This window comes from Pseudomonas sp. B35(2017), assembly GCF_002113645.1.
In the GTDB taxonomy this organism is placed as follows: Bacteria; Pseudomonadota; Gammaproteobacteria; order Pseudomonadales; family Pseudomonadaceae; genus Aquipseudomonas; species Aquipseudomonas ekonensis.
This window is the reverse complement of the sequence record NZ_NEIZ01000003.1, coordinates 109056-134195: the sequence shown is the minus strand read 5'-3', so window position 1 is coordinate 134195 and position 25140 is coordinate 109056. Positions and strand designations below refer to the sequence as shown.

The following is a 25140-nucleotide window of genomic DNA, read 5'->3' as shown; positions in this document are numbered from 1 at the left end:
AAAAATGCATTTATTTATGCGCAGCAAATGCACGGACGCATGAAAGCCCCGCCGCTCTTGGCTTCGGCCGTTTTCGACAGGCGAAAAAAAACCCGCCGAGGGGCGGGTTCTGTCAGGCAGGGGTGGTGCTATCGGGCGTACATGCCCCACCAGAAGACGTGACCGATGATGACGATCTGCTCTTCCTGGATCTCCTGGAAGCTGTAGTCCTCGTCCGGATGTTCGTCACGGTTGAAGCTGCGCAGGCGGATGCCGGTGGGCAGGCGATAGAGCTGCTTCACCCGCAGTTGGCCATTGTGGTTGATGGCGTAGAGATCGCCGTCGACGATGTCGCCGATGCCGCTCTTGCCGGCGTTGACGCCGACCGTGGCGCCGTCGCGCAGCACCGGCAACATGCTGTTGCCGCGCACCGTCACGCATTTGGCCTGGTCGAACTGCACACCGTTGTGACGCAGGCTGCGCTTGCCGAAGCGCAGGCTTGAGCGCTCGCTCTCTTCCACGACGAATCTTCCTGATCCTGCAGCCAATTCAACCTCACGAAGAAAGGGCACCGACACCTCGTCGTCATCGACAGGGGTGTCGTCGTCCCACAGGCTTATGTCCTTGAGTTCCGCATGCACGTCATGGCGCGCGCCGGCAGCCGCCGGCGCAATGTCGGCGCGCCCGCGCAACTGATCGGTGCTCACGGCGAAGTACTCGGCGATCTTCGAGATGTGCTTGTCCGAAGGATCGACGATCTTCCCGCTGAGGATCCGCGAGAGAGTGGATTGAGGCACGCCGGTGCGACGGTGAAGCTCCGTGGGGGAGATCCCGTGCCGGTCGAGCAGTGCTCTTAATACGGTAGATACGTTGCGTTTTTGCATAACGCGCATAGTGCTTGAAGAATTCGGCGAAGACAAATGCTGATTTGCATATTTTCTGCATAATCACGTTTTTTACGGCATGAACCCGTCACTCGACCGCCATCCCTGCGCCCGACAGACCGCCCATGGTAATCTTGCGCCCATCGCGGAAAAGCCTGGCCGACGCCCCGCTTTTGCCCCACTCCTTTGAACGAGTTGCCTGACAATCCGATGAATAAAGCCGTCTCCGACCTGTCCTCCCATACCCCGATGATGCAGCAGTACTGGCGCCTGAAGAACCAGCACCCGGATCAGCTGATGTTCTACCGCATGGGCGACTTCTACGAGATCTTCTACGAGGACGCGAAGAAGGCGGCCAAGCTGCTGGACATCACCCTGACCGCCCGCGGGCAGTCGGCGGGACAGGCGATTCCGATGTGCGGGATCCCGTTCCACGCGGCGGAAGGCTACCTGGCGAAGCTGGTGAAACTGGGCGAATCGGTGGTGATCTGCGAGCAGATCGGCGACCCGGCCACCAGCAAGGGCCCGGTGGAGCGTCAGGTGGTGCGGATCATCACCCCGGGCACGGTCAGCGACGAAGCGCTGCTGGACGAGCGCCGCGACAACCTGATCGCGGCCGTGCTGGGCGACGAGCGTCTGTTCGGCCTGGCGGTGCTGGACATCACCAGCGGCAACTTCAGCGTGCTGGAGATCAAGGGCTGGGAAAACCTGCTGGCGGAGCTGGAGCGGGTCAACCCCGTGGAGCTGTTGATCCCGGACGACTGGCCGAAAGACCTGCCGGCGGAAAAGCGCCGTGGCGTGCGCCGTCGCGCCCCGTGGGATTTCGAGCGTGATTCGGCGCTCAAGAGCCTGTGCCAGCAATTCTCCACCCAGGATCTGAAAGGCTTCGGCTGCGAGAACCTGACCCTGGCCATCGGCGCCGCCGGCTGCCTGCTGGCCTACGCCAAGGAAACCCAGCGCACCGCCCTGCCCCACCTGCGCAGCCTGCGTCATGAACGCCTGGACGACACCGTGGTGCTGGACGGCGCGAGCCGGCGCAACCTGGAGCTGGACACCAATCTGGCCGGCGGTCGCGACAACACCTTGCAATCGGTGGTCGACCGCTGCCAGACCGCCATGGGCAGCCGCCTGCTGACCCGCTGGCTGAACCGCCCGCTGCGCGACCTCACCGTCCTGCTGGCGCGCCAGACCTCCATCAGTTGCCTGCTCGACCGCTACCGCTTCGAACGCCTGCAACCGCAACTCAAGGAAATCGGCGACATCGAACGGATCCTGGCGCGGATCGGCCTGCGCAACGCGCGGCCCCGTGACCTCGCCCGCCTGCGCGACGCCTTGGGTGCCCTGCCGGAACTGCAGACGGCGATGGCGGATCTGGAAGCCCCGCACCTGGTGCGCCTGGCCGCCACCGCCGGCACCTACCCGGAACTGGCGGCGCTGCTGGAGAAAGCCATCATCGACAACCCGCCGGCGGTGATCCGCGACGGCGGCGTGCTCAAGACCGGCTACGACAGCGAACTGGACGAACTGCAATCGCTGAGCGAAAACGCCGGCCAGTTCCTCATCGACCTGGAAGCCCGGGAAAAGGCCCGCACCGGCCTTGCCAACCTGAAGGTCGGCTACAACCGCATCCACGGCTACTTCATCGAGCTGCCGAGCAAGCAGGCCGAATCCGCGCCGGCCGACTACATCCGGCGCCAGACCCTCAAGGGCGCCGAGCGTTTCATCACGCCCGAGCTCAAAGCGTTCGAAGACAAGGCGCTGTCGGCCAAAAGCCGGGCGCTGGCCCGGGAAAAAATGCTCTACGAGGCACTGCTGGAAGACCTGATCGGCCGGCTGCCGCCGCTGCAGGACACCGCCTCGGCGCTGGCCGAACTCGACGTGCTGAGCAACCTCGCCGAACGCGCGCTGAACCTCGACCTCAACTGCCCGACGTTCGTCAGCGAACCCTGCATGCGCATCGTCCAGGGCCGTCACCCGGTGGTCGAGCAGGTGCTGACCACGCCGTTCGTGGCCAACGACCTGAGCCTGGACGACAACACAAGAATGCTGGTGATCACCGGCCCGAACATGGGCGGTAAATCCACCTACATGCGGCAAACGGCGCTGATCGTACTGCTGGCGCACATCGGCAGCTTCGTACCGGCGGCCAGTTGCGAACTGTCGCTGGTGGATCGGATCTTCACCCGGATCGGCTCCAGCGACGACCTGGCCGGCGGGCGCTCGACCTTCATGGTGGAAATGAGCGAGACCGCCAACATCCTGCACAACGCCACCGACCGCAGCCTGGTGCTGATGGACGAAGTCGGCCGCGGCACCAGCACCTTCGACGGCCTGTCCCTGGCCTGGGCGGCAGCCGAGCGCCTGGCGCACCTGCGCGCCTACACGCTGTTCGCCACCCACTACTTCGAACTGACCGTGCTGCCGGAGGCCCAGCCGCTGGTGGCCAACGTGCACCTCAACGCCACCGAGCACAACGAGCGCATCGTGTTCCTGCACCATGTGCTGCCGGGGCCGGCGAGCCAGAGCTACGGCCTGGCCGTTGCGCAACTGGCCGGGGTGCCGAGCGAAGTGATCGCCCGCGCCCGCGAACACCTGGGCCGCCTGGAGACCACCAGCCTGCCCCACGAGCAACCGGCACCGGTCAAGGGCAAGCCGGCCGCTCCGATGCAGAGCGACCTGTTCGCCAGCCTGCCGCACCCGGTGCTGGACGAATTGGCCAAACTGGACCTGGACGACCTGACCCCGCGCCGTGCGCTCGAAATGCTCTATACCTTAAAGAACCGGATATAAGCACTGAAGAAGCGGATATAACGCAAACGGCTTCAAGCTGGTAGAATCTCGCGCGGTTCGGGATGCTGCTGGCTAATAGCCTGGCCGGCAGACATCGCTCCCGAACCTGGCGACCCCAACCGTGAAGGGGCAACGCTGCCGCCGCCTGAGGAGAAAATTAGAAATGACCTTCGTCGTCACCGACAACTGCATCAAGTGCAAGTACACCGACTGCGTAGAAGTCTGTCCGGTGGACTGCTTCTACGAAGGCCCGAACTTCCTGGTGATCCACCCGGACGAGTGCATCGACTGCGCCCTGTGCGAACCGGAATGCCCGGCCGTGGCCATTTTCTCCGAGGACGAAGTGCCGGAAGAGATGCAAGAGTTCATTCAGCTGAACGTCGAGCTGGCCGAGATCTGGCCGAACATCACCGAGAAGAAGGATTCGCTGCCGGACGCCGAAGAGTGGGATGGCGTCAAAGGCAAGATCAAAGACCTCGAACGCTGATCCGTCCTGCGCTCGACAGAAAAGGCCCCTTGCGGGCCTTTTTGCTTTTCTGCAGGCGAAAAAAAGGGGCGGTTTGACCCGCCCACATTTTTTCCCTATTCCCTGTGATCCTTTTCATCGTCCTGATGAATCGCGTCCTGCGATGTCCATTCCCCTCTTCCTTGAAGGGCGTGTCTATCCGTCGACACAACCCAGATACTAAAGAGTTCCCCGCCGAGAGCAATCGGCACTCGGCTGCGGAACGGCTTGTCATAAGGCCTTCATTTTTATAAATAACCAACAAAATCAAATAGTTATAAACCTGCATTGCGCCTAATGGACGTCTACGGAAGTGTAAACATAGTGAACACTTACGAAACTGTCAGCCAAGGCTTACAACGCGAGACTACAAACTTCGGAGCGAAGCGCCTGGTGGCGCCCCCTGGCCACACGCGGGCTCCCTTGCCCGGCGGCAGACAACAAAAAGCCCCGATCCAGTCGGGGCTTCTTGCGGGCGGTCAGGTGAGGCGCTTATTGAAACAGCGACTCGCTCGACAAGCCGTTCTTCTCGAGGATCTCCCGAAGGCGCTTGAGGCCTTCCACTTGGATCTGCCTCACCCGTTCCCGGGTCAGGCCGATCTCCAGGCCCACATCCTCCAGCGTGCTGCTCTCGTGGCCGCGCAGACCGAAGCGGCGCACCACCACCTCGCGCTGCTTGTCGGTCAGTTCCGAGAGCCATTGATCAATGCTCTGCGACAGGTCATCGTCCTGCAGCAGTTCGCACGGATCGGTCGGACGGTCGTCCGTCAGGGTGTCCAGCAGGGTTTTGTCCGAATCCGGCCCCAGCGAGACGTCGACCGAAGAAACCCGCTCGTTCAGGCCCAGCATGCGCTTGACCTCGCCCACCGGTTTTTCCAGCAGGTTGGCGATTTCTTCGGGTGAGGGTTCGTGGTCGAGCTTTTGCGTCAGCTCCCGTGCGGCCCGCAGGTACACGTTGAGCTCCTTGACCACATGAATCGGCAGCCGGATGGTCCGGGTCTGGTTCATGATCGCGCGTTCGATGGTCTGGCGGATCCACCAGGTCGCGTAGGTCGAGAAGCGGAAGCCGCGCTCGGGATCGAACTTTTCCACCGCCCGGATCAGCCCGAGGTTGCCCTCTTCGATCAGATCCAGCAGCGACAGCCCCCGATTGACGTAACGCCGGGCGATCTTCACCACCAGCCGCAGGTTGCTTTCAATCATGCGCTTGCGCCCGGCGGGATCGCCACTTTGCGACAGGCGCGCAAAATGAACTTCTTCTTCCGGGGAGAGCAAGGGGGAAAAGCCGATTTCGTTGAGATACAGCTGCGTGGCATCGAGCGCACGCGTGTAGTCGATGTACTTGTGTTGCTTAAGTGAAGCGGAGTGTTTGGATTTGGCACGAACGGAAGGTGGAGCTGCCCCTTCATCATTCGACATCGAATCCGTATCGATGGCGGCCTCCATCAGGAGAACCTCATCGTCGATGTCAAACTCCGGCACTTCTTTACTGAGAGCCATTGTTATAGTCCTTTGGTGAGTTCGACCCCAAGCTCAAGCGACGCCTCTATCCTTGGCAGCGCTGGAGCCTGTCCCCTCTACGCGACGGAACAGGCTGGCTTCAAATCAACGTCGTGGCAGGAACTGCAGCGGATCCACAGGTTTACCTTGTCGGCGAATCTCAAAATGCAGTTTCACCCGGTCTGTACCCGTTGACCCCATTTCGGCAATTGTCTGTCCGACCTTGACCTGCTGCCCCTCCCGTACCAAAAGCCTGCGGTTGTGGCCGTAGGCGCTGACGTAGGTTTCGCTGTGTTTGATGATGACCAATTCGCCGTAGCCCCTTAAGCCACTCCCGGCGTAAACCACCGTCCCATCAGACGCAGCTAAAACAGGCTGTCCCAAATCTCCGGCGATATCAATTCCTTTATTCAAACTACCGTTTGAAGAGAATTTGCCAATGAGAATGCCATTAGATGGCCATCCCCAGCCGGTCGGGGCCGGGCCCGGAGGAGGCAGTGGAGCGGGTGCGGATTTGCTGGCGACGGACGGTACGACCGCCGTGGAAGCGGCCCCGGAGCCCGTGGTTGTGGTGGTCGTCGTGCCATTCGCCTGGCGCCGGATTACCGTGGTTTTGCTCGACGAGGAAGGCGTTGAACCGCTGCCGGCGACGACGGCGGCCGGCGTTGAACCGGTGCGGCCGTCGAAGCGAATCGTCTGACCCGGATGGATCGTGTAAGGCGTAGGAATGTTGTTCCGGGCGGCGAGGGCTTTGTAGTCCCAGCCGTAGCGGAAAGCGATCGAAAACAGGGTATCACCCGGACGGACCACATACTGCCCGGTCGTGACGACAGGACGTTGGGGCGCGGCGCCATTGCGGTCGACGACCCGCACATTGTTCGATTTGGTGCTGGAGCAACCGACCAGCAAGGTGCTCAAGACAAGGCCAGTCACCAGGCGCTGAAAGCTCGTGTTACCCATACGCTGCGCAATGACTGTGAGACTCACCCGCCGCTCCCTTCTTGGTGGCTGAAAAAATGAAATGCCGGACTCCGGCGTGAAGTGTCGCAAGTATAACGGGCCGCAGCCGCTTTACCTTTAATGAAGCGAACTGCCGTCGCGCACACGTTTGCCTGATGACGATCGGCAGTGTTTACGCAATCGCCGCCGGTGTAAGACCGGGCCGGACGACAGGAATTCAGCGCCTCGAAAAAGAGACTCAGGCCAGCGGTCCGTTGAGCAAAGGCACGAAGCGGACCGCCCCCAGGACGTGCCGGGAAAAGCCGTGCTCTTCACGCACGATCAGCATCAGTTGCTGCACTTCCCCCGAACCGACCGGTATCACCATCCGACCGCCCGGCGCCAATTGGTCGAGCAAGGCCTGGGGCACATCCGTGGCCACCGCCGTGACGATGATGCCGTTGTACGGCGCCAGCGCCGGCCAGCCTTCCCAGCCGTCGCCCCAACGGAACACCACGTTGCGCAGGTTCAGCTCGACCAGGCGCTCCTTGGCCCGATCCTGCAGGACCTTGATCCGCTCGACCGAGAACACCCGCTCCACCAGCTGCGACAGCACCGCCGTCTGGTAGCCGGAACCGGTGCCGATCTCCAGCACCTTGTCCAGCGGCCCCGCCTCCAGCAGCAGCTCGCTCATGCGCGCCACCATATAAGGCTGGGAAATGGTCTGGTTGTTGCCGATCGGCAGCGCGGTGTCTTCGTAGGCGCGGTGGGCCAGCGCCTCATCGACGAACAGGTGGCGCGGCGTGCGGCGGATCACCTCCAGCACGCTGGCGTTGGACACCCCTTCTTCGTACAGGCGCTGGATCAGGCGCTCACGGGTGCGCTGGGAGGTCATGCCGATGCCGCTGCGCAGCCTGTCGTCTTGTTCGCGAGCCATCAGTTCAGCCCCTCCAGCCAGCCGTCCAGGCTTCTGAATGCATCGTTGAACGTGCGATCGAGCTGCAACGGCGTGATGGACACATAACCTTGCATCACCGCGTGGAAGTCGGTGCCCGGGCCGCCGTCCTCGGCGTCGCCGGCGGCGGCGATCCAGTAGCCGGCCCTGCCGCGCGGATCCACCACCTTCATCGGCGCCGCCGCACGGGCGCGATGGCCCAGGCGGGTCAACTGAACGCCGCGGATGCGCTCGATCGGCAGGTTAGGGATGTTCACGTTCAGCACCGTGCGCGGCGGCAGGTCGAGCCCGGCATGGGCCTCCACCAGTTTGCGCGCGAAATGGGCGGCCGTGGGCAGGTTTTCCGCCTGCCGCGACACCAGCGAGAAGGCAAACGAAGGGCGGTCGAGGAAACGCCCCTCGAGGGCCGCCGCCACCGTTCCGGAATACAGCACGTCATCGCCCAGGTTGGCGCCCAGGTTGATGCCCGAGACCACCATGTCCGGCTCGCGCTCCAGCAAGCCGTTGAGCCCCAGGTGCACGCAATCGGTCGGCGTGCCGTTGAGGCCGATGAAACCGTTGGCCAGGTATTGCGGATGCAGCGGACGGTCGAGCGTCAGCGAACTGCTGGCGCCGCTCTTGTCCTGCTCCGGGGCGATAACCACGCATTCGGTGTAATCCGCCAGCGCACCATACAGCGCGGCGAGTCCGGGTGCGGTTACCCCATCGTCGTTAGAAATCAGAATACGCATGGGCTGTCCGTCTGCCCCACCGGCACCAGATCAACGAGTTCGCGCACCAATGCGGTGGCGAAGCATCCGGCCGGGAGGACGAATTCCAGTTGCAGAATGTCAGGCTCGGGATAATGCCACGTCAACCCGCCAATGGGCAGTCGCAGGATGCGACGTTCGTGGCTCATGCCGGCGTGAATCAACCAATCGCGCAGGTCCGCTTCGCGCGCGGCGATCCCCTGCTCCAGATCATGGACTGCGCCGGCCGCCGGCGAGTCACCTTCGCCCCACTGGGGACCGGTCGGATGCAGGTCGAGAATCGCCAGGCGCGGATCGCTGCATTCGGCTTCGCCAGCCGGGAAAAAGCTGCGGCTGTCGGTGAACGCCAGCAAGTCGCCGACCTGGGCGCGCTGCCAGGAGCCGTCGGCGACCCGCGCCGCCAGCACCTGGTTGAACAGGAAGCTGCGCGCCGCCGACAGCAGCCGCGAGCGCACGTTGCGCTGCTCCGGCAATGCCTTGCGCGCAGCCCAGGAGCGGGCATCGACCACATTGCCGCCGTCATGGCCGAAGCGCTGGGCGCCGAAGTAGTTCGGGATGCCCTGCCGGGCGATGCGTTGCAGGCGCTCCTCAAGGGCCGCCTTGTCGCCGGCGAGCTGCGTCAGGCGCAGGGTGAAGCCGTTGGCCGAGTGCGCGCCGCGCTGCAGCTTGCGCTTGTGGCGGGTGGTCTTGAGGATCTTGAGCGTATCGTTTTCCGCCGCCGACAGATCCGGATCGGCCTTGCCCGGCAGCTGCACGCTGAACCACTGACGGGTCAGGGCCTGACGATCCTTGAGCCCGGCATAGCTCACTGTGCGCAACGGCACGCCGGCGGCCTTGGCGATCCGGCGCGCCGCCTCTTCGGTGTTCAAACCGCGCTTTTCCACCCAGATCCACAGGTGCTCGCCGTCGCCGGTGAACGGGATGTCGAGCACTTCATCGACCTGGAAGTCTTCGGCGACGGCCTTGAGCACCGCCGTGCCGAGCACGTCGCCGTGGGCCCGAGGGCCGAGCAATTGCAGTTCGTTCATGCGCGCAGCAACAACGCGACGGAATGGACGGCGATGCCTTCCTCACGACCGACGAAGCCCAGCTTCTCGGTGGTGGTGGCCTTCACGTTGACCTGGTCGAGCTCCACCTGGAGGTCGGCGGCGATCAGGGCGCGCATCGTTTCGATGTGGGGCGCCATTTTCGGGGCCTGGGCCACGATGGTGTTGTCGACGTTGCCGACCTTCCAGCCCTTGGCATGGATCAGGCCGACCACGTGGCGCAGCAGCGCACGGCTGTCGGCGCCCTTGAACTGCGGATCGGTGTCCGGGAAATGCTTGCCGATGTCGCCCAGCGCCGCGGCGCCGAGCAGGGCGTCGCTCAAGGCGTGCAGCAGGACGTCACCGTCGGAGTGGGCGAGCAGCCCGAAGCCGTGTGCGATCCGCACGCCGCCCAGAGTAATGAAATCGCCTTCAGCGAAACGGTGAACATCGTAGCCGTGGCCAATACGCATAAAAAAACGCCCCGATTTTGGTCAGGGCGTGATTCTACCTGCTTTGACGGGCATTAGGCGCCTAGCGCGCGTGCGTGATGTCGCAAGTGGTCGTCGATGAAGCTTGAGATGAAGAAATAACTGTGGTCGTAACCCGGCTGCAGGCGCAACGTCAGCGGATGTCCCGCTTGTCTTGCCGCTTGCTGCAGGGCCTCCGGCTTGAGCTGGTTGGCCAGGAAATCATCGCGGTCGCCTTGATCGACCAGCAACGGCAGCTTTTCTTCGGCCTCGGCGATCAGCGCACAGGCATCCCACTCGCGCCACTTCGAGCGGTCTTCGCCGAGGTAGCGGGAGAACGCCTTCTGGCCCCATGGGCAGTCCATCGGATTGCTGATCGGCGAAAACGCCGACACCGAGCGGTAACGCCCCGGATTGCGCAAGGCACACACCAGCGCACCGTGGCCGCCCATGGAGTGGCCGCTGAGGCTGCGCTTGTCAGACGCCGGGAAATGCGCCTCGACCAGCGAAGGCAATTCCTGCACGACGTAGTCATGCATCCGATAGTGCCGGGACCAAGGCTCCTGGGTGGCATTGAGATAGAACCCGGCGCCGAGGCCGAAATCCCATGCCCCGTCCGGGTCGCCCGGCACCTCGGCGCCGCGCGGGCTGGTGTCCGGCGCCACGATGATCAGGCCGAGCTCGGCGGCCATGCGCAGGGCGCCGGCCTTGTGCATGAAGTTCTCGTCGGTGCAGGTCAGCCCCGACAGCCAGTACAGCACCGGCAGCTTGCCGCCCTGCTCCGCCTGCGGCGGCAGGTACACGGCGAACACCATGTCGCAGCCCAGCACGTCGGAGCGGTGCCGGTAGCGCTTGTGCCAGCCGCCGAAACTTTTCTGACAGGAGATGTTTTCCAGACTCATGTAAGGCTCCTACGCGGACGCGGCTGTCGGCGAACACCTCCGCAGCCGCGCCTTGCCGCGATTGATCAGAAATGGATGACGGTACGGATGCTCTTGCCTTCGTGCATCAGGTCGAAAGCCTTGTTGATGTCTTCCAGGCCCATGGTGTGGGTGATGAAGGTGTCGAGCGGGATCTCGCCGCTCTGGGCCATGTCGACGTAGCTCGGCAGCTCGCTGCGACCGCGCACGCCGCCGAACGCCGAACCGCGCCAGACGCGGCCGGTCACCAGTTGGAACGGACGGGTGGCGATTTCCTGGCCGGCACCGGCCACGCCGATGATCACCGACTCGCCCCAGCCCTTGTGGCAGCATTCCAGCGCAGCGCGCATCAGTTGCACGTTGCCGATGCACTCGAAGGAGAAGTCGACGCCGCCGTCGGTCATGTCGACGATCACTTCCTGGATCGGACGATCGAAGTCTTTCGGGTTCACGCAATCGGTGGCGCCCAGTTGCTTGGCGATCTCGAACTTGGCCGGGTTGATGTCGATGGCGATGATGCGCGAAGCCTTGGCCTTCACTGCGCCGATCACCGCCGACAGGCCGATGCCGCCCAGGCCGAAGATGGCCACGGTGTCGCCCGGCTGGACTTTGGCGGTGTTGATCACCGCACCGATACCGGTGGTGACGCCGCAACCGAGCAGGCAGACCTTCTCCAGCGGCGCGTCCTTGGAGATCTTGGCCACGGAGATTTCCGGCAGCACGGTGTACTCGGAGAACGTCGAGGTTCCCATGTAGTGGAAAATCGTTTCGCCCTTGTAGGAAAAGCGCGAAGTGCCGTCCGGCATCAGGCCTTTGCCCTGGGTGGCGCGAATGGCCTGGCACAGGTTGGTCTTGCCCGACTTGCAGAATTTGCACTGGCCGCATTCCGGGGTGTACAGCGGAATCACGTGGTCGCCCACCGCCACCGACGTCACGCCTTCACCGATGGCCTCGACGATCGCGCCGCCTTCATGGCCGAGGATCGACGGGAAGATCCCTTCCGGATCCGCGCCGGACAGGGTGTAGGCGTCGGTGTGGCACACCCCGGTGGCCACCACGCGAAGCAGCACCTCGCCGGCCTTCGGCATGGCGACATCGACTTCAACGATTTCCAGCGGCTTCTTGGCCCCGAAGGCTACGGCGGCGCGCGACTTGATCATCCTGACTCTCCCAGTGAATTAAAACGAGACAAGGAGTGTAATCCACGACCTGAGAGTGAATAATCCGGACAAAAGCAAAACATTATTGCCGCACAGGGATAATCCGATGTCCGAAAACCGCTGGGAAGGCATCGACGAGTTCGTCGCCGTGGCCGAATGCAGCCAATTCACCGCCGCCGCCGAACGCTTGGGCGTTTCCTCTTCGCACATCAGCCGCCAGATCGCGCGGCTGGAAGAACGCCTGCAGACCCGCTTGCTCTACCGCAGTACGCGTCGGGTGACGCTGACCGAAGCCGGGCAGACATTCCTGCAGCATTGCCAGCGTCTGCAGGACGGCCGCGAAGAAGCGCTGCGGGCCGTCGGCGACCTGGCCAGCGAGCCCAAAGGCATGCTGCGCATGACCTGCGCCGTGGCCTACGGCGAACGCTTCATCGTGCCGCTGGTGACCCGGTTCATGGGTCACTACCCGCAACTGCGGGTCGACATCGAGCTGACCAACCGCCAGCTCGACCTGGTTCACGAAGGCCTGGACCTGGCGATCCGCCTGGGCCGCCTGCAGGATTCGCGGCTGGTCGCCACCCGGCTGGCGCCGCGGCGCATGTACCTGTGCGCATCGCCCTCCTACCTTGAACGGTACGGCCGCCCCCACAGCCTGTCGGAGCTGAGCCGGCACAATTGCCTGATCGGCAGTTCGGACATCTGGCAACTGGAGCAGAACGGGCGGGAATTCGCCCAGCGGGTGCAGGGCAACTGGCGCTGCAACAGCGGGCAAGCGGTGCTGGATGCGGCTTTGCAAGGGGTGGGGCTGTGTCAGTTGCCGGACTACTACGTGCTGGAGCATCTGCACAGCGGCGCGCTGATTTCGCTGCTGGAGGCCCATCAGCCGCCGAACACCGCGGTGTGGGCGCTGTACCCGCAGCAGCGGCACCTGTCGCCGAAGGTGCGCAAGCTGGTGGATTTTCTCAAGGAAGGGTTGGCGCAACGGCCGGAGTACCGCAACTGAACACGGGTGGATCATCCGAGATTCTGCGGTGCCCCCACCGACGCCATCGCGGGCAAGCCCGCTCCCACAGTGACCGTGAAGTGCCCAAGACCTGTGGGAGCGGGCTTGCCCGCGATGGCTATCTAACGGACACCACCTGCACTCAGCGCCGGTTCGCCCAACGCTGACGCAACCACTCCAGGTCTTCCGGCCGGGTCACCTTGAGGTTGTCCGCCCGCCCTTCGATCAGGCGCGGAGCAAGGCCGGCCCACTCCATCGCCGAGGCTTCGTCGGTGATCACCGCATCCGCCACCAGACTGTCGGCCAACGCCCGGTGCAACGCACCCAGGCGAAACATCTGCGGCGTGTAGGCTTGCCAGATCACGCTGCGGTCGACGGTTTCGACCACGCGCCCCTGTTTGTCGACGCGCTTGAGCGTGTCCCGCGCCGGAACCGCCAGCAACCCGCCGACCGGGTCATGCGCCAGCTCGGCGAGCAGCTTGTCCAGGTCATTGCGGCTCAGGTTGGGGCGCGCCGCATCGTGCACCAGCACCCAATCCTCATCGTTGGCGCCCTGGGCATGCAGGTGCAGCAAGGCATTGAGCACCGAACCTGAACGCTCGGCGCCGCCGTCGACCCGCTGAATGCGCGCGTCGCCGGCACAGGCCAGGCCCGGCCAGTAAGGATCATCGACAGCAAGACTGACCACCAGGCCCTTGAGGCTCGGGTGATCGAGGAAACAGCCGAGGCTGTGTTCGAGAATGGTGCGTCCGCCCAGTTGCAGGTATTGCTTGGGACGGTCCGCGGCCATACGGGCACCGATGCCCGCAGCAGGAATCACGGCCCAGAAGGCCGGCAGAAAATCGCTCATTGGGCCAACTGGTAAAGGGTTTCGCCGTCCTTGACCATGCCCAGCTCATGGCGAGCCCGCTCTTCAACGGTCTCCATGCCTTTCTTCAACTCGCTGACCTCGGCGTCCATCACCCGGTTGCGCTCCAGCAAGGCTTCGTTCTCGGCGCGCTGGTCGTCGATTTGCTGAGTCAGCTCGGCCACTTGCGCCAGGCTGCCGTTACCCACCCACAGGCGGTATTGCAGACCGGCCAGCAGCAGAAGCAGGACGAGAAACAACCAATAGGGACTGCGCATCGAATATCAGGTATCCAGTGAAAAAAGACAGCCACGCAAAACGTTGAAGCATCTGATAGCACGAAGCCTGGAAGATCCAGGCTTGTGCTGATAAGGCATCAGATTAGTGGCAAATCCATCGCTGTCACGACTTTTCCGACACAATCCGGTGTCCTTTTACGTTCAAGGCTCAGCCGCGGAACTCGCCGCGACCGTTGTACTTGGCCTTGCCGTTCAACTGCTCTTCGATACGCAGCAGTTGGTTGTACTTGGAGACGCGGTCGGAACGGCACAGGGAACCGGTCTTGATCTGGCCGGCCGAGGTACCCACGGCCAGGTCGGCGATGGTCGAATCTTCGGTTTCGCCGGAACGGTGCGAGATCACGGCGGTGTAGCCGGCGGCCTTGGCCATCTGGATGGCTTCCAGGGTTTCGGTCAGGGTGCCGATCTGGTTGAACTTGATCAGGATCGAGTTGGCGATGTTCTTCTCGATGCCTTCCTTCAGGATCTTGGTGTTGGTCACGAACAGGTCGTCGCCGACCAGTTGCACCTTGTCGCCGATCTTGTCGGTCAGGATCTTCCAGCCAGCCCAGTCGGACTCGTCCAGGCCGTCTTCGATCGAGATGATCGGGAAGCGCTCGGTCAGGCCTTTGAGGTAGTCGGCGAAACCGGCGGCGTCGAAGGACTTGCCTTCGCCGGACAGGTTGTACTTGCCGTCTTCGAAGAACTCGCTGGCCGCGCAGTCCAGGGCCAGGGTCACATCGGTGCCCAGCTTGTAGCCGGCGTTGGCGACCGCTTCGGCGATGGCCGACAGCGCGTCTTCGTTGGAGGCCAGGTTAGGCGCGAAACCGCCTTCGTCACCCACGGCGGTGTTCAGGCCACGGGCCTTCAGCACGGCTTTGAGGTGGTGGAAGATCTCGGTGCCCATGCGCAGGCCTTCGGAGAAGGACTTGGCGCCGACCGGCTGCACCATGAATTCCTGGATGTCGACGTTGTTGTCGGCGTGTTCGCCGCCGTTGATGATGTTCATCATCGGAACCGGCATCGAGTAGACGCCCGGAGTGCCGTTCAGGTTGGCGATGTGCGCGTACAGCGGCAGGTCCTGGTCCTGGGCGGCAGCCTTGGCGGCGGCCAGGGACACGGCGAGGATGGCGTTGGCGCCCAGGGTCGCCTTGTTTTCGGTGCCGTCCAGCTTGATCATCGCCAGGTCCAGGGCTTTCTGGTCGCTTGGGTCTTTGCCCAGCAGCAGTTCGCGGATCGGACCGTTGATGTTGGCTACCGCCTTGAGCACACCCTTGCCCAGGTAACGGCTCTTGTCGCCATCACGCAGCTCGAGCGCTTCACGCGAGCCAGTGGAAGCACCGGACGGCGCGCAGGCGCTGCCGATGATGCCGTTATCGAGAAGCACGTCCGCTTCCACGGTGGGGTTGCCACGGGAGTCGAGAACTTCACGACCTTTGATGTCGACGATTTTTGCCATTGTTGTAAACACTCCAAAGTTGACGAAAACGACGCAGCTAGAGGAAATCTTTGACCGTCGGCAAGGGGTGTGCAGCAGGCAGTCTTGCAGACGACAAGGCTCAAACCCGAAGGTCTGAGCCAGGAATCGTGCGGTACTTTACCGGAGAAATGAGGCTTACGCGGTCTCTACCGTCGGAAAACTCTTCACCAGTTCGTCCAGGGCCTTGAGCTGGGCCAGGAACGGCTCCAGCTTGTCCAGGCGCAAGGCGCAAGGGCCGTCGCATTTGGCGTTGTCCGGATCCGGATGCGCTTCGAGGAACAGCCCGGCCAGCGACTGGCTCATGCCCGCCTTGGCCAGGTCGGTGACCTGGGCGCGGCGCCCGCCGGCGGAGTCGGAACGACCTCCCGGCATCTGCAGCGAGTGGGTCACGTCGAAGAACACCGGGTATTCGAACTGCTTCATGATCCCGAAGCCGAGCATGTCGACCACGAGGTTGTTGTAGCCGAAGCTCGAACCGCGCTCGCAGAGGATCAACTGATCGTTGCCCGCCTCCACGCACTTGTTCAGGATGTGTTTCATCTCCTGGGGCGCGAGGAACTGGGCTTTCTTGATGTTGATCACCGCGCCGGTCTTGGCCATGGCGACCACGAGGTCGGTCTGGCGCGACAGGAAGGCCGGCAGCTGGATGATGTCGCAGACCTCGGCGACGGGCAGGGCCTGGTCGGGCTCATGGACGTCGGTGATGATCGGCACGCCGAAGGCCTGTTTGATGTCCTGGAAGATGCGCAAGCCCTCTTCCAGGCCAGGACCGCGGTACGAGGTCACAGAAGACCGGTTGGCCTTGTCGAAGCTGGCCTTGAACACGTAAGGGATGCCGAGCTTTTCGGTGACCTTCACGTATTCCTCGCAAACCTGCATGGCCATGTCGCGACTTTCCAGCACGTTCATGCCGCCGAACAGCACCATGGGCTTGTCGTTGGCAATCTCGATGTCGCCGACGCGGATGATCTTCTGTGCCATCGGGTTACGCCTTCTTCTGGTGTTGAGCCAACGCGGCCTTGACGAAACCGCTGAACAGCGGATGGCCGTCACGCGGGGTCGAGGTGAACTCAGGGTGGAACTGGCAGGCGACGAACCACGGATGATCCGGTGCCTCGACCACTTCGACCAGCGCGCCGTCACCGGAGCGGCCGGAGATCTTCAGGCCGGCTTCCATGATCTGCGGCAGCAGGTTGTTGTTCACTTCGTAGCGGTGGCGGTGACGCTCGACGATCACGTCCTTGCCGTAGCAGTCGTGCACCTTGGAGCCGGACTCCAGCAGGCATTCCTGCGCGCCCAGACGCATGGTGCCGCCCAGGTCGGAGGCTTCGCTGCGGGTCTCGACCGCACCGGTGGCATCGGCCCACTCGGTGATCAGGCCCACGACCGGGTGGCCGCTGGCGCGGTCGAACTCGGTGGAGTTGGCGTCTTTCCAGCCCAGCACGTTGCGGGCGAACTCGATGACCGCCACTTGCATGCCCAGGCAGATGCCCAGGTACGGCACCTTGTTCTCACGGGCGTACTGGACGGCGGTGATCTTGCCTTCCACGCCACGCAAGCCGAAGCCGCCCGGCACCAGGATCGCGTCGACGCCTTCCAGCAGCGCGGTGCCCTGGTTCTCGATGTCTTCGGAATCGATGTAGCGCAGGTTGACCTTGGTGCGGTTGGTGATGCCGGCGTGACTCATCGCTTCGATCAGCGACTTGTAGGCGTCCAGCAGCTCCATGTACTTGCCGACCATGGCGATGGTGACTTCGTGCTCAGGGTTGAGCTTGGCGTCGACGACCTTTTCCCACTCGGACAGGTCGGCGCCGTTGCACTGCAGGCCGAAGCGCTCGACGACGAAGTCGTCCAGGCCCTGGGCGTGCAGCACGGCCGGGATCTTGTAGATGGTGTCGACGTCTTCCAGGGAGATCACCGCACGCTCTTCAACGTTGGTGAACAGGGCGATCTTGCGGCGCGAGGACACATCCACCGGATGGTCGGAGCGGCAGATCAGCACGTCAGGCTGCAGGCCGATGGAGCGCAGTTCCTTCACGGAGTGCTGGGTCGGCTTGGTCTTGGTCTCGCCGGCGGTGGCGATGTAAGGAACCAGCGTCAGGTGCATCAGCATCGCGCGCTTGGAACCGACTTCCACCCGCAGTTGACGGATGGCTTCGAGGAACGGTTGCGACTCGATGTCGCCGACGGTGCCGCCGATCTCCACCAGGGCCACGTCGGCATCGCCGGCGCCCTTGATGATGCGACGCTTGATCTCGTCGGTGATGTGCGGGATCACCTGGATGGTGGCGCCCAGGTAGTCGCCGCGGCGCTCTTTGCGCAGCACGTGCTCGTAGACGCGACCGGTGGTGAAGTTGTTGTTCTGGGTCATGGTCGTGCGGATGAACCGCTCGTAGTGGCCCAGGTCGAGGTCGGTCTCGGCGCCGTCGTGGGTGACGAACACTTCACCGTGCTGGAACGGGCTCATGGTGCCCGGATCGACGTTGATGTACGGATCCAGCTTGAGCATGGTGACCTTGAGCCCCCGCGCCTCCAGGATGGCCGCCAATGAAGCCGAGGCAATGCCTTTCCCCAATGAAGAAACAACACCGCCCGTGACGAATATGTAGCGCGTCATGAAAAACCCTAGAAGTCTGCGTTAAAGCGGTCCGAGCCGCCGGGGAAAGCGAAGGAAGGCCGAAGCCCCCGATCACCTGCATTAATCACAGTGCACCTTTCAAAAAAACCGCCGCGTTGGGACAGACCGGAAGTGAAAACACCGGTACGTAGCTCGCTACACATTTTTTGGAATCGCCCAGCAAAGACTGCTTGGTAATCGGCAACTCCTGCAATTCAGGCGAATCCACAGAAGTTGTATCAAGAAGGGAGCGTAGTCTACCGGAATGCCCCTTTCATCTCAAACCTTGATCTTCATCCGAAGGCTGCCAATGCAGTCGCCAGCCGTCCTGCGCACTGCCGTCGAGCCCCGGCAGGTCCGCCACGGCGAGCAGTTCCTCGCCGCGGAACAGCAGCGGCAATCTGCCACGCACGAAGGCCGGAACGCCGCGCTCGTTGAGCAGGCGCTTGAGGTCGCGCCCGCCGCGTCCGGGCAGGCGCATCGTCTCGCCGCCCTGCCGGTAAGCGATCCTGAGCGGCCCGGCAGGAGTCTGCCCCAGCAACATGACACGCCCGTTATCGGCCAGGCGCAGCGGCCTCGCAGGATCAGGCCAAGCGTCTGCGGCCACCGGCGTGCGCAGCCATTGCCCGCTGAGCCACCAGAGGCGGCCGGCGCTGCGATGCAGTTCACCGTCGGCCAGACGCCAGACCGGCGCCGCATCGACGGCGGCCTCGCACAGGTCCGACCAACCCGACCAATGGTCGGTATCCGGCAAGCGGGTCAGCGGCGCCAGCCAATGGCTGAGGGCATTGCGCTGGCGGGCGGCGGACAAACCGGCCAACGGGGCCAGCGCCAACGAGGGCACGCCCAGCCAGTCGAAGGCGTCCGGGGTGCGCGCATCGTTCAGGTCGAGCTGCGCCAGCTCATCCAGCAAGCCTTGCGCCTCCCGCGCATGTGCAGCGCTGCGCACCAGGCTGGCCGTCGCCTGCGGCCAGCGGGCGGCGAGCAAAGGCATCACTTGATGACGCAGATAGTTGCGGGAGAACTGCGTGTCCTGATTCGACGGATCCTCGATCCAGGTCAGCTGATGGGCCCGTGCGTAGGCTTCCAGTTCGCCCCTTCCCGCATCGAGCAACGGACGTACCAGGCTGCCCTGCCCCAGCGGCCTATGCACCGGCATCGCGGATAACCCTTTCACCCCCGCCCCCCGCAACAGACGAAACAGCAAGGTCTCGGCCTGATCGTCGCGGTGCTGCCCGGTCAGCAGCATTTCGTTGCGGCCGAGCGCCGCGTCGAACGCTGCGTAACGCGCATCACGCGCCGCGCGCTCCAGGCTCGCACCGGGCCGAACCTGCACGCGAACCACCTGCAGCGGCACGCCCAGCGCATCACAGAAGGCTCGGCAATGCTCCGGCCACGCCTCTGCGGCGGCCTGAAGGCCGTGATGGACATGGAGGGCGCTCAAGGGCGGCAGGGTTTCGGTCTTCGCCAGACGGGCGAGCAGGTGCAGCAGGACGGTGGAGTCGAGTCCGCCGGAGAAGGCGATGCGCCAGGCCGCAGCGGTACGCCAGGGCGTCAGGGTGCGCAGAAGTCGGTCAGACAGATCGATCCGGGTCATGGGGGACACATCGCACAAATGAAATGTGGGAGCGGGCCTGCTCGCGACAGCGTTTGAACAAACAACAGGTGCGTTGAATGTTAACCCTTATCGCGAGCAGGCTCGCTCCCACATGGGTACGGCCTGTTCGATCAGAGACCGTAGCTCATCAGACGCTCATAACGGCGGGCCAGCAGTGCGTCGTTGTCGAACTTCTTCAGCATCGCCAGCTGCGAGATCAGCTCGGCGCGGATCGAGGCGGAAGCGGCAGCGAAGTCGCGGTGGGCGCCGCCCAGCGGCTCGTTGATCACCTTGTCGACGATGCCCAGGCCCTTCAGGCGCTCGGCGGTGATGCCCATGGCTTCGGCGGCGTCCGGCGCCTTCTCGGCGGTTTTCCACAGGATCGAGGCGCAGCCTTCCGGCGAGATCACCGAGTAGGTCGAGTACTGCAGCATATTCAGTTGGTCGCACACGCCGATGGCCAGTGCGCCGCCGGAACCGCCCTCACCGATCACGGTGGCGATGATCGGGGTCTTCAGGCGCGCCATGACGCGCAGGTTCCAGGCGATCGCTTCGCTCTGGTTGCGCTCTTCGGCGTCGATGCCCGGGTAGGCGCCCGGGGTGTCGATGAAGGTCAGGATCGGCATCTTGAAGCGTTCGGCCATTTCCATCAGGCGGCAGGCCTTGCGGTAGCCTTCCGGACGCGGCATGCCGAAGTTGCGGCGCACCTTCTCGCGCACTTCGCGGCCCTTCTGGTGACCGATCACCATCACCGGCTGGTCGTCCAGACGTGCCACGCCGCCCACGATGGCCGCGTCGTCGGAGAAGTGACGGTCACCGTGCAGTTCGTCGAACTCGGTGAAGATGTGGTCGATGTAGTCGAGGGTGTACGGACGGCGCGGGTGACGCGCCAGACGTGCGATCTGCCAGCTGGTCAGCTTGCCGAAAATGTCTTCGGTCAGCGTCTTGCTCTTGTCCTGCAGGCGGGAGATCTCATCGCCGATATTCAGCGAATTGTCGTTACCGACCAAGCGCAATTCTTCGATCTTGGCTTGCAGGTCGGCGATCGGCTGTTCGAAATCTAGAAAATTCGGGTTCATAGGCGTCCGTCTAGGGTCGCGTCCAAGCAAGCTTGGGCCGGCCGGTTGTCTGTTCGCGCCCTACCTTAAGGGACAGGCGCGTCGAGGTCGAGATTAAAAGTTCAGGTTGCGGACAGGCGATCTGATATCACCTGCCGGTCAACGGTATTGGAGGAAGACGTTGTCTCGTCCGAACTGGTCACGCAGGGCTTGAATCAGGGCGTCCGCCGGATCGATCCGCCAGCTCTCGCCGAACTGCAGCAAGGTCTTCGCATCGGGGCTGGTGTATTCCATGGTGATCGGGCAAGCCCCGCGGTGGCGCTTGAGCAACTCGCCCAACCAGCGTAGCTGATCGCCCTTCAGGTCCTGGGTCTGCAGTTTCAGGCGCAGGCTCTCGGCCAGGCTGGTCCGCGCCTCTTCCATGCTCATCACCCGCTTGACCCGCAGGCGCAGGCCGCCGGAGAAGTCGTCGTTGCTGACCTCGCCTTCGACCACCACCATCGCGTCGGTCTGCAGCAGCGACTGGGCGGAGTGGAACGCATCGGCGAACAGCGACGCCTCGATCCGCCCGGAGCGGTCGTCGAGGGTGATGAAGCCCATCTTGTCGCCCTTTTTGTTCTTCATGACCCGCAGGGCGATGATCATGCCGGCGATGGTCTGGGTATCCCGCGCAGGCTTCAGGTCGATGATGCGCTGACGGGCGAAGCGGCGGATCTCGCTTTCGTATTCGTCGATCGGGTGGCCGGTGAGGTACAGGCCCAAGGTGTCCTTCTCGCCCTTGAGGCGTTCCTTGAGGGTCAGCTCCCGGGCCTTGCGGTGGCTGGCGTAGACATCCGCGTCCTCTTCGACGAACAGCCCGCCGAACAGGTCGGCGTGGCCGCTGTCGTGGGTGCGCGCGGTCTGTTCGGCGGCCTTGATCGCCTCTTCCATAGATGCCAGCAGCACCGCGCGGTTGCGGTCGATGTTGGCCTGGTAGGCCTTCTGCTCGTCATGGAAGTACGGCCCCAGGCGATCCAGCGCACCGCTGCGGATCAGACCGTCCAGGGTGCGCTTGTTGATGCGTTTGAGGTCGACGCGGGCGCAGAAGTCGAACAGGTCCTTGAACGGGCCGTCCTGGCGCGCTTCGGTGATCGCCTCCACCGGGCCTTCGCCGACGCCCTTGATCGCGCCGAGGCCGTAGACGATGCGCCCGTCGTCGTTCACCGTGAACTTGAACTCCGAGGTGTTCACGTCCGGCGCGTCGAGGCGCAGCTTCATCGTGCGCACTTCTTCGATCAAGGTCACGACCTTGTCGGTGTTGTGCATGTCCGCCGACAGCACCGCCGCCATGAACGGCGCCGGGTAGTGGGCCTTCAGCCACGCGGTCTGGTACGACACCAGGCCGTAGGCGGCGGAGTGGGATTTGTTGAAGCCGTAACCGGCGAATTTCTCCACCAGGTCGAAGATGTTGCCCGCCAGGTCCGCATCGATGTTGTTGGACGCGCAACCTTCGATGAAGCCGCCGCGCTGCTTGGCCATCTCCTCGGGCTTCTTTTTACCCATCGCCCGTCGCAGCATGTCCGCGCCGCCGAGGGTGTAGCCGGCCATGACCTGGGCGATCTGCATCACCTGTTCCTGGTACAGGATGATGCCGTAGGTCGGCGCCAGCACCGGCTGCAGGCCTTCGTACTGGTAGTCCGGATGCGGGTACGCCAGCTCGGCGCGGCCGTGCTTGCGGTTGATGAAGTCGTCCACCATGCCCGATTGCAGAGGGCCCGGACGGAACAGGGCCACCAGTGCGATGAGGTCTTCGAGGCAGTCGGGCTTGAGTTTCTTGATCAGCTCCTTCATGCCGCGGGATTCGAGCTGGAACACCGCCGTGGTTTCGGCCTTCTGCAGCAGGCTGTAGGTCGGCTTGTCGTCGAGCGGGATGAACGCGATGTCCAGCGGCGCCTCGTTGGTCTTGGCGCGGTCGCGGTTGATGGTCTTGAGCGCCCAGTCGATGATCGTCAGGGTCCGCAGGCCGAGGAAGTCGAACTTCACCAGGCCGGCCGCCTCCACGTCGTCCTTGTCGAACTGGGTGACCAGGCCGCCGCCCTCTTCATCGCAGGCGATCGGCGAGAAGTCGGTGAGCTTGGTGGGCGCGATCACCACGCCGCCGGCGTGCTTGCCGGTGCCGCGGGTCACGCCTTCGAGCTTGAGGGCCATGTCCCAGATTTCCTGGGCCTCTTCGTCGACCTTGAGGAAGTCGCGCAGGATCTCTTCCTGCTCGTAGGCCTTTTCGAGGGTCATGCCGACCTCGAACGGAATCATCTTCGACAGGCGGTCCGCCAGGCCGAACGACTTGCCCTGGGCCCGGGCCACGTCGCGCACCACCGCCTTGGCGGCCATGGAGCCGAAGGTGATGATCTGGCTCACCGCGTTGCGGCCGTACTTGTCGGCCACATAGTCGATCACCCGGTCACGGCCGTCCATGCAGAAGTCGACGTCGAAGTCGGGCATGGAGACCCGCTCCGGGTTGAGGAAACGTTCGAACAGCAGGTCGTATTCCAGCGGGTCGAGGTCGGTGATCTTCTGCACGTAGGCCACCAGCGAACCGGCGCCCGAACCCCGTCCGGGGCCCACCGGCACGCCGTTGTTCTTGGCCCACTGGATGAAGTCCATCACGATCAGGAAGTAACCGGGGAATCCCATCTGGATGATGATGTCCAGCTCGAAATTCAGCCGGTCGACATACACCTGACGCTTGGCGTCGTAGTCTTCGGTGGTGTCCTTGGGCAGCAGCACCGACAGGCGCTCCTCCAGGCCGTCGAACGAGACCTTGCGGAAATACTCGTCGATGGTCATGCCGTCGGGGATCGGATAGTCGGGCAGGAAGTGCTTGCCCAGCTTCACGTCGATGTTGCAGCGTTTGGCGATCTCGACGGTGTTTTCCAGCGCGTCGGGCAGGTCGCTGAACAGCTCGGCCATTTCCTCGGCGCTTTTGAGGTATTGCTGATCGCTGTAGTTCTTCGAGCGGCGCGGGTCGTCGAGGGCGCGGCCTTCACCGATGCAGACGCGGGTCTCGTGGGCCTCGAAGTCTTCCGGCTTGATGAAGCGCACATCGTTGGTCGCCACCAGCGGCGCGCCGAGCTTGTCGGCCAGAGCCACGGCGCCGTGCAGCTGCTCTTCGTCGTTGACGCGGTTGGTGCGCTGGATCTCCAGGTAGAAGCGGTCGGGAAACACCGCCATCCATTCGCGGGTCAATGCCTCGGCCTCGGCCGGGTTGCCGGCGATCAGGGCCATGCCGATCTCGCCCTCCTTCGCCGCCGACAGCATGATCAGGCCGGCGCTGGCCTCGACCACCCACTGGCGCTCGATGATGATCATCCCGTTGCGCTGGCCGTCGATGAACCCGCGGGAAATCAGCTCGGTGAGGTTGCGGTAGCCCAGGGCGTCCATCGCCAGCAGGCTGATCCGGCTCAGGGGGCCGTCCGGATCCTTGTTCGACAGCCACAGGTCGGCCCCGCAGATCGGCTTGATCCCGGCGCCCATGGCGGCCTTGTAGAACTTGACCAGGGAACACATGTTGTTCTGGTCGGTGACCGCAACGGCCGGCATGTTCATGCCGGTGAGCGCCTTGACCAGCGGCTTGATCCGCACCAGCCCGTCGACCAGGGAGTATTCAGTGTGCAGGCGTAGGTGAACGAATGAAGCCGGCATAGTGATCCTGTCCAGTTACATGGAAACAACAAGGCCCGGATTGTACCGGGCCTCGAACAAAACATCAGCCATGGGCCTAAACCGGCGCCAGGCCTTCCAGCGCCTCGTAGGCCTGACGCACCGGCGCGAACGAACGCCGGTGGATCGGCGTCGGCCCCAGGCGCACCAACGCTTCCAGATGAACGGGCGTCGGATAGCCCTTGTGGCCGCCGATGCCGTAGCCCGGGTAGGTCAGCTCAAACGCCGCCATCTCGCGGTCGCGGCTGACCTTGGCCAGGATCGAGGCCGCCGCGATGGCCGGCACCTTGCTGTCGCCCTTGACCACCGCTTCGGAACGCATCGGCAGTTTCGGGCAACGGTTGCCGTCGATCATCGCCAGCTTCGGCTGGATGTGCAGGCCGGCGACGGCCCGCTGCATGGCCAGCATGGTGGCATGGAGGATGTTCAGTTCGTCGATCTCTTCGACCTCGGCCCGGGCGATGCACCAGCTCAGGGCCTTTTCCTTGATTTCGTCGAACAGTTTCTCGCGCCTGGCTTCGGTGAGCTTCTTCGAGTCGTTCAGGCCCTGGATCGGCCGGTTAGGATCGAGGATCACCGCCGCCGTCACCACCGCGCCGCACAACGGGCCACGGCCGACCTCGTCGACACCGGCCACCAGTTCTTCGACTTCGGCGACCAGGGTGAAATCCAGGCCCATCTGCAT

General features: G+C 63.6%; 21 protein-coding genes. 3 read left to right on the top strand and 18 right to left on the bottom strand.

The genetic code is table 11. The features are described 5' to 3' along the window. Positions 1–128: 128 nt before the first annotated feature. Positions 129–863: an XRE family transcriptional regulator gene (locus tag CAG41_RS07135; protein WP_085581436.1), complete on the bottom strand. Its 735-nt coding sequence runs from the start codon at positions 861–863 to the stop codon at positions 129–131. 210 nt (positions 864–1073) lie between these two features. Between CAG41_RS07135 and mutS the strand changes: the two genes are divergently transcribed. Next, positions 1074–3653, top strand: coding sequence for a DNA mismatch repair protein MutS (gene mutS, locus CAG41_RS07130; protein ID WP_085706809.1), 2580 nt, complete (start codon positions 1074–1076; stop codon positions 3651–3653). 163 nt (positions 3654–3816) lie between these two features. Continuing rightward, on the top strand, positions 3817–4140 hold the full coding sequence (gene fdxA, locus CAG41_RS07125) for a ferredoxin FdxA (RefSeq protein ID WP_007924025.1): 324 nt from the start codon (positions 3817–3819) through the stop codon (positions 4138–4140). A 510-nt stretch (positions 4141–4650) separates the two neighbouring features. On the opposite strand, the gene rpoS is transcribed toward fdxA, so the two are convergent. The 8 genes from rpoS to CAG41_RS07085 all read right to left on the bottom strand — a co-directional run bounded on the left by rpoS (position 4651) and on the right by CAG41_RS07085 (position 11876). After that, positions 4651–5658, bottom strand: a complete 1008-nt coding sequence (rpoS, locus tag CAG41_RS07120) for an RNA polymerase sigma factor RpoS (RefSeq protein ID WP_085581432.1) — start codon at positions 5656–5658, stop codon at positions 4651–4653. A gap of 105 nt (positions 5659–5763) precedes the next feature. Continuing rightward, positions 5764–6645: a peptidoglycan DD-metalloendopeptidase family protein gene (locus CAG41_RS07115; protein WP_085581430.1), complete on the bottom strand. Its 882-nt coding sequence runs from the start codon at positions 6643–6645 to the stop codon at positions 5764–5766. Between the two features lie 211 nt (positions 6646–6856). Continuing rightward, positions 6857–7492, bottom strand: a complete 636-nt coding sequence (locus CAG41_RS07110; protein ID WP_170929962.1) for a protein-L-isoaspartate(D-aspartate) O-methyltransferase — start codon at positions 7490–7492, stop codon at positions 6857–6859. 41 nt (positions 7493–7533) lie between these two features. After that, positions 7534–8283, bottom strand: a complete 750-nt coding sequence (gene surE, locus CAG41_RS07105; protein ID WP_085581427.1) for a 5'/3'-nucleotidase SurE — start codon at positions 8281–8283, stop codon at positions 7534–7536. Then, positions 8271–9329 (bottom strand): tRNA pseudouridine(13) synthase TruD, encoded by a 1059-nt coding sequence (truD, locus tag CAG41_RS07100; protein ID WP_085581425.1) that lies wholly within the window; start codon positions 9327–9329, stop codon positions 8271–8273. The genes surE and truD overlap by 13 nt, the downstream gene beginning before the upstream one ends. Continuing rightward, entirely contained in the window at positions 9326–9799 is a 474-nt protein-coding gene (ispF, locus tag CAG41_RS07095; protein ID WP_085581423.1) for a 2-C-methyl-D-erythritol 2,4-cyclodiphosphate synthase, read from the bottom strand. The genes truD and ispF overlap by 4 nt, the downstream gene beginning before the upstream one ends. A 53-nt stretch (positions 9800–9852) precedes the next feature. Next, entirely contained in the window at positions 9853–10698 is an 846-nt protein-coding gene (gene fghA / locus CAG41_RS07090; RefSeq protein ID WP_085581421.1) for an S-formylglutathione hydrolase, read from the bottom strand. Between the two features lie 65 nt (positions 10699–10763). After that, positions 10764–11876 (bottom strand): S-(hydroxymethyl)glutathione dehydrogenase/class III alcohol dehydrogenase, encoded by a 1113-nt coding sequence (locus CAG41_RS07085; protein WP_085581419.1) that lies wholly within the window; start codon positions 11874–11876, stop codon positions 10764–10766. Positions 11877–11982: 106 nt separating this feature from the next. Here CAG41_RS07085 and CAG41_RS07080 point away from each other — a divergent pair, with 106 nt between their 5' ends. Continuing rightward, positions 11983–12879, top strand: coding sequence for a LysR substrate-binding domain-containing protein (locus CAG41_RS07080; RefSeq protein WP_085581417.1), 897 nt, complete (start codon positions 11983–11985; stop codon positions 12877–12879). Positions 12880–13021: 142 nt separating this feature from the next. Here CAG41_RS07080 and ispD read toward each other — a convergent pair whose 3' ends face one another. From ispD to rnhB, 9 genes are all read right to left on the bottom strand, one after another. Then, positions 13022–13729 (bottom strand): 2-C-methyl-D-erythritol 4-phosphate cytidylyltransferase, encoded by a 708-nt coding sequence (gene ispD, locus CAG41_RS07075; RefSeq protein ID WP_085581415.1) that lies wholly within the window; start codon positions 13727–13729, stop codon positions 13022–13024. Beyond that, positions 13726–14004 (bottom strand): cell division protein FtsB, encoded by a 279-nt coding sequence (gene ftsB / locus CAG41_RS07070; RefSeq protein WP_085581413.1) that lies wholly within the window; start codon positions 14002–14004, stop codon positions 13726–13728. The genes ispD and ftsB overlap by 4 nt, the downstream gene beginning before the upstream one ends. A 169-nt stretch (positions 14005–14173) precedes the next feature. After that, positions 14174–15463 carry a phosphopyruvate hydratase gene (gene eno / locus CAG41_RS07065; RefSeq protein WP_085581411.1) on the bottom strand — a complete coding sequence of 430 codons (1290 nt, stop codon included), beginning with the start codon at positions 15461–15463 and terminating at the stop codon, positions 14174–14176. Positions 15464–15619: 156 nt separating this feature from the next. Beyond that, positions 15620–16465 (bottom strand): 3-deoxy-8-phosphooctulonate synthase, encoded by an 846-nt coding sequence (kdsA, locus tag CAG41_RS07060; protein ID WP_085581409.1) that lies wholly within the window; start codon positions 16463–16465, stop codon positions 15620–15622. Between the two features lie 4 nt (positions 16466–16469). Further along, positions 16470–18101 (bottom strand): CTP synthase, encoded by a 1632-nt coding sequence (locus tag CAG41_RS07055; protein ID WP_085581407.1) that lies wholly within the window; start codon positions 18099–18101, stop codon positions 16470–16472. 274 nt (positions 18102–18375) lie between these two features. Beyond that, positions 18376–19698: a tRNA lysidine(34) synthetase TilS gene (gene tilS, locus CAG41_RS07050; protein WP_085706808.1), complete on the bottom strand. Its 1323-nt coding sequence runs from the start codon at positions 19696–19698 to the stop codon at positions 18376–18378. A 131-nt stretch (positions 19699–19829) separates the two neighbouring features. Beyond that, positions 19830–20777, bottom strand: a complete 948-nt coding sequence (locus tag CAG41_RS07045; RefSeq protein WP_085581403.1) for an acetyl-CoA carboxylase carboxyltransferase subunit alpha — start codon at positions 20775–20777, stop codon at positions 19830–19832. A gap of 138 nt (positions 20778–20915) precedes the next feature. Then, positions 20916–24437 carry a DNA polymerase III subunit alpha gene (dnaE, locus tag CAG41_RS07040; protein ID WP_085581401.1) on the bottom strand — a complete coding sequence of 1174 codons (3522 nt, stop codon included), beginning with the start codon at positions 24435–24437 and terminating at the stop codon, positions 20916–20918. Positions 24438–24513: 76 nt separating this feature from the next. Further along, positions 24514–25140 carry a ribonuclease HII gene (rnhB, locus tag CAG41_RS07035; protein ID WP_085581759.1) on the bottom strand — a complete coding sequence of 209 codons (627 nt, stop codon included), beginning with the start codon at positions 25138–25140 and terminating at the stop codon, positions 24514–24516.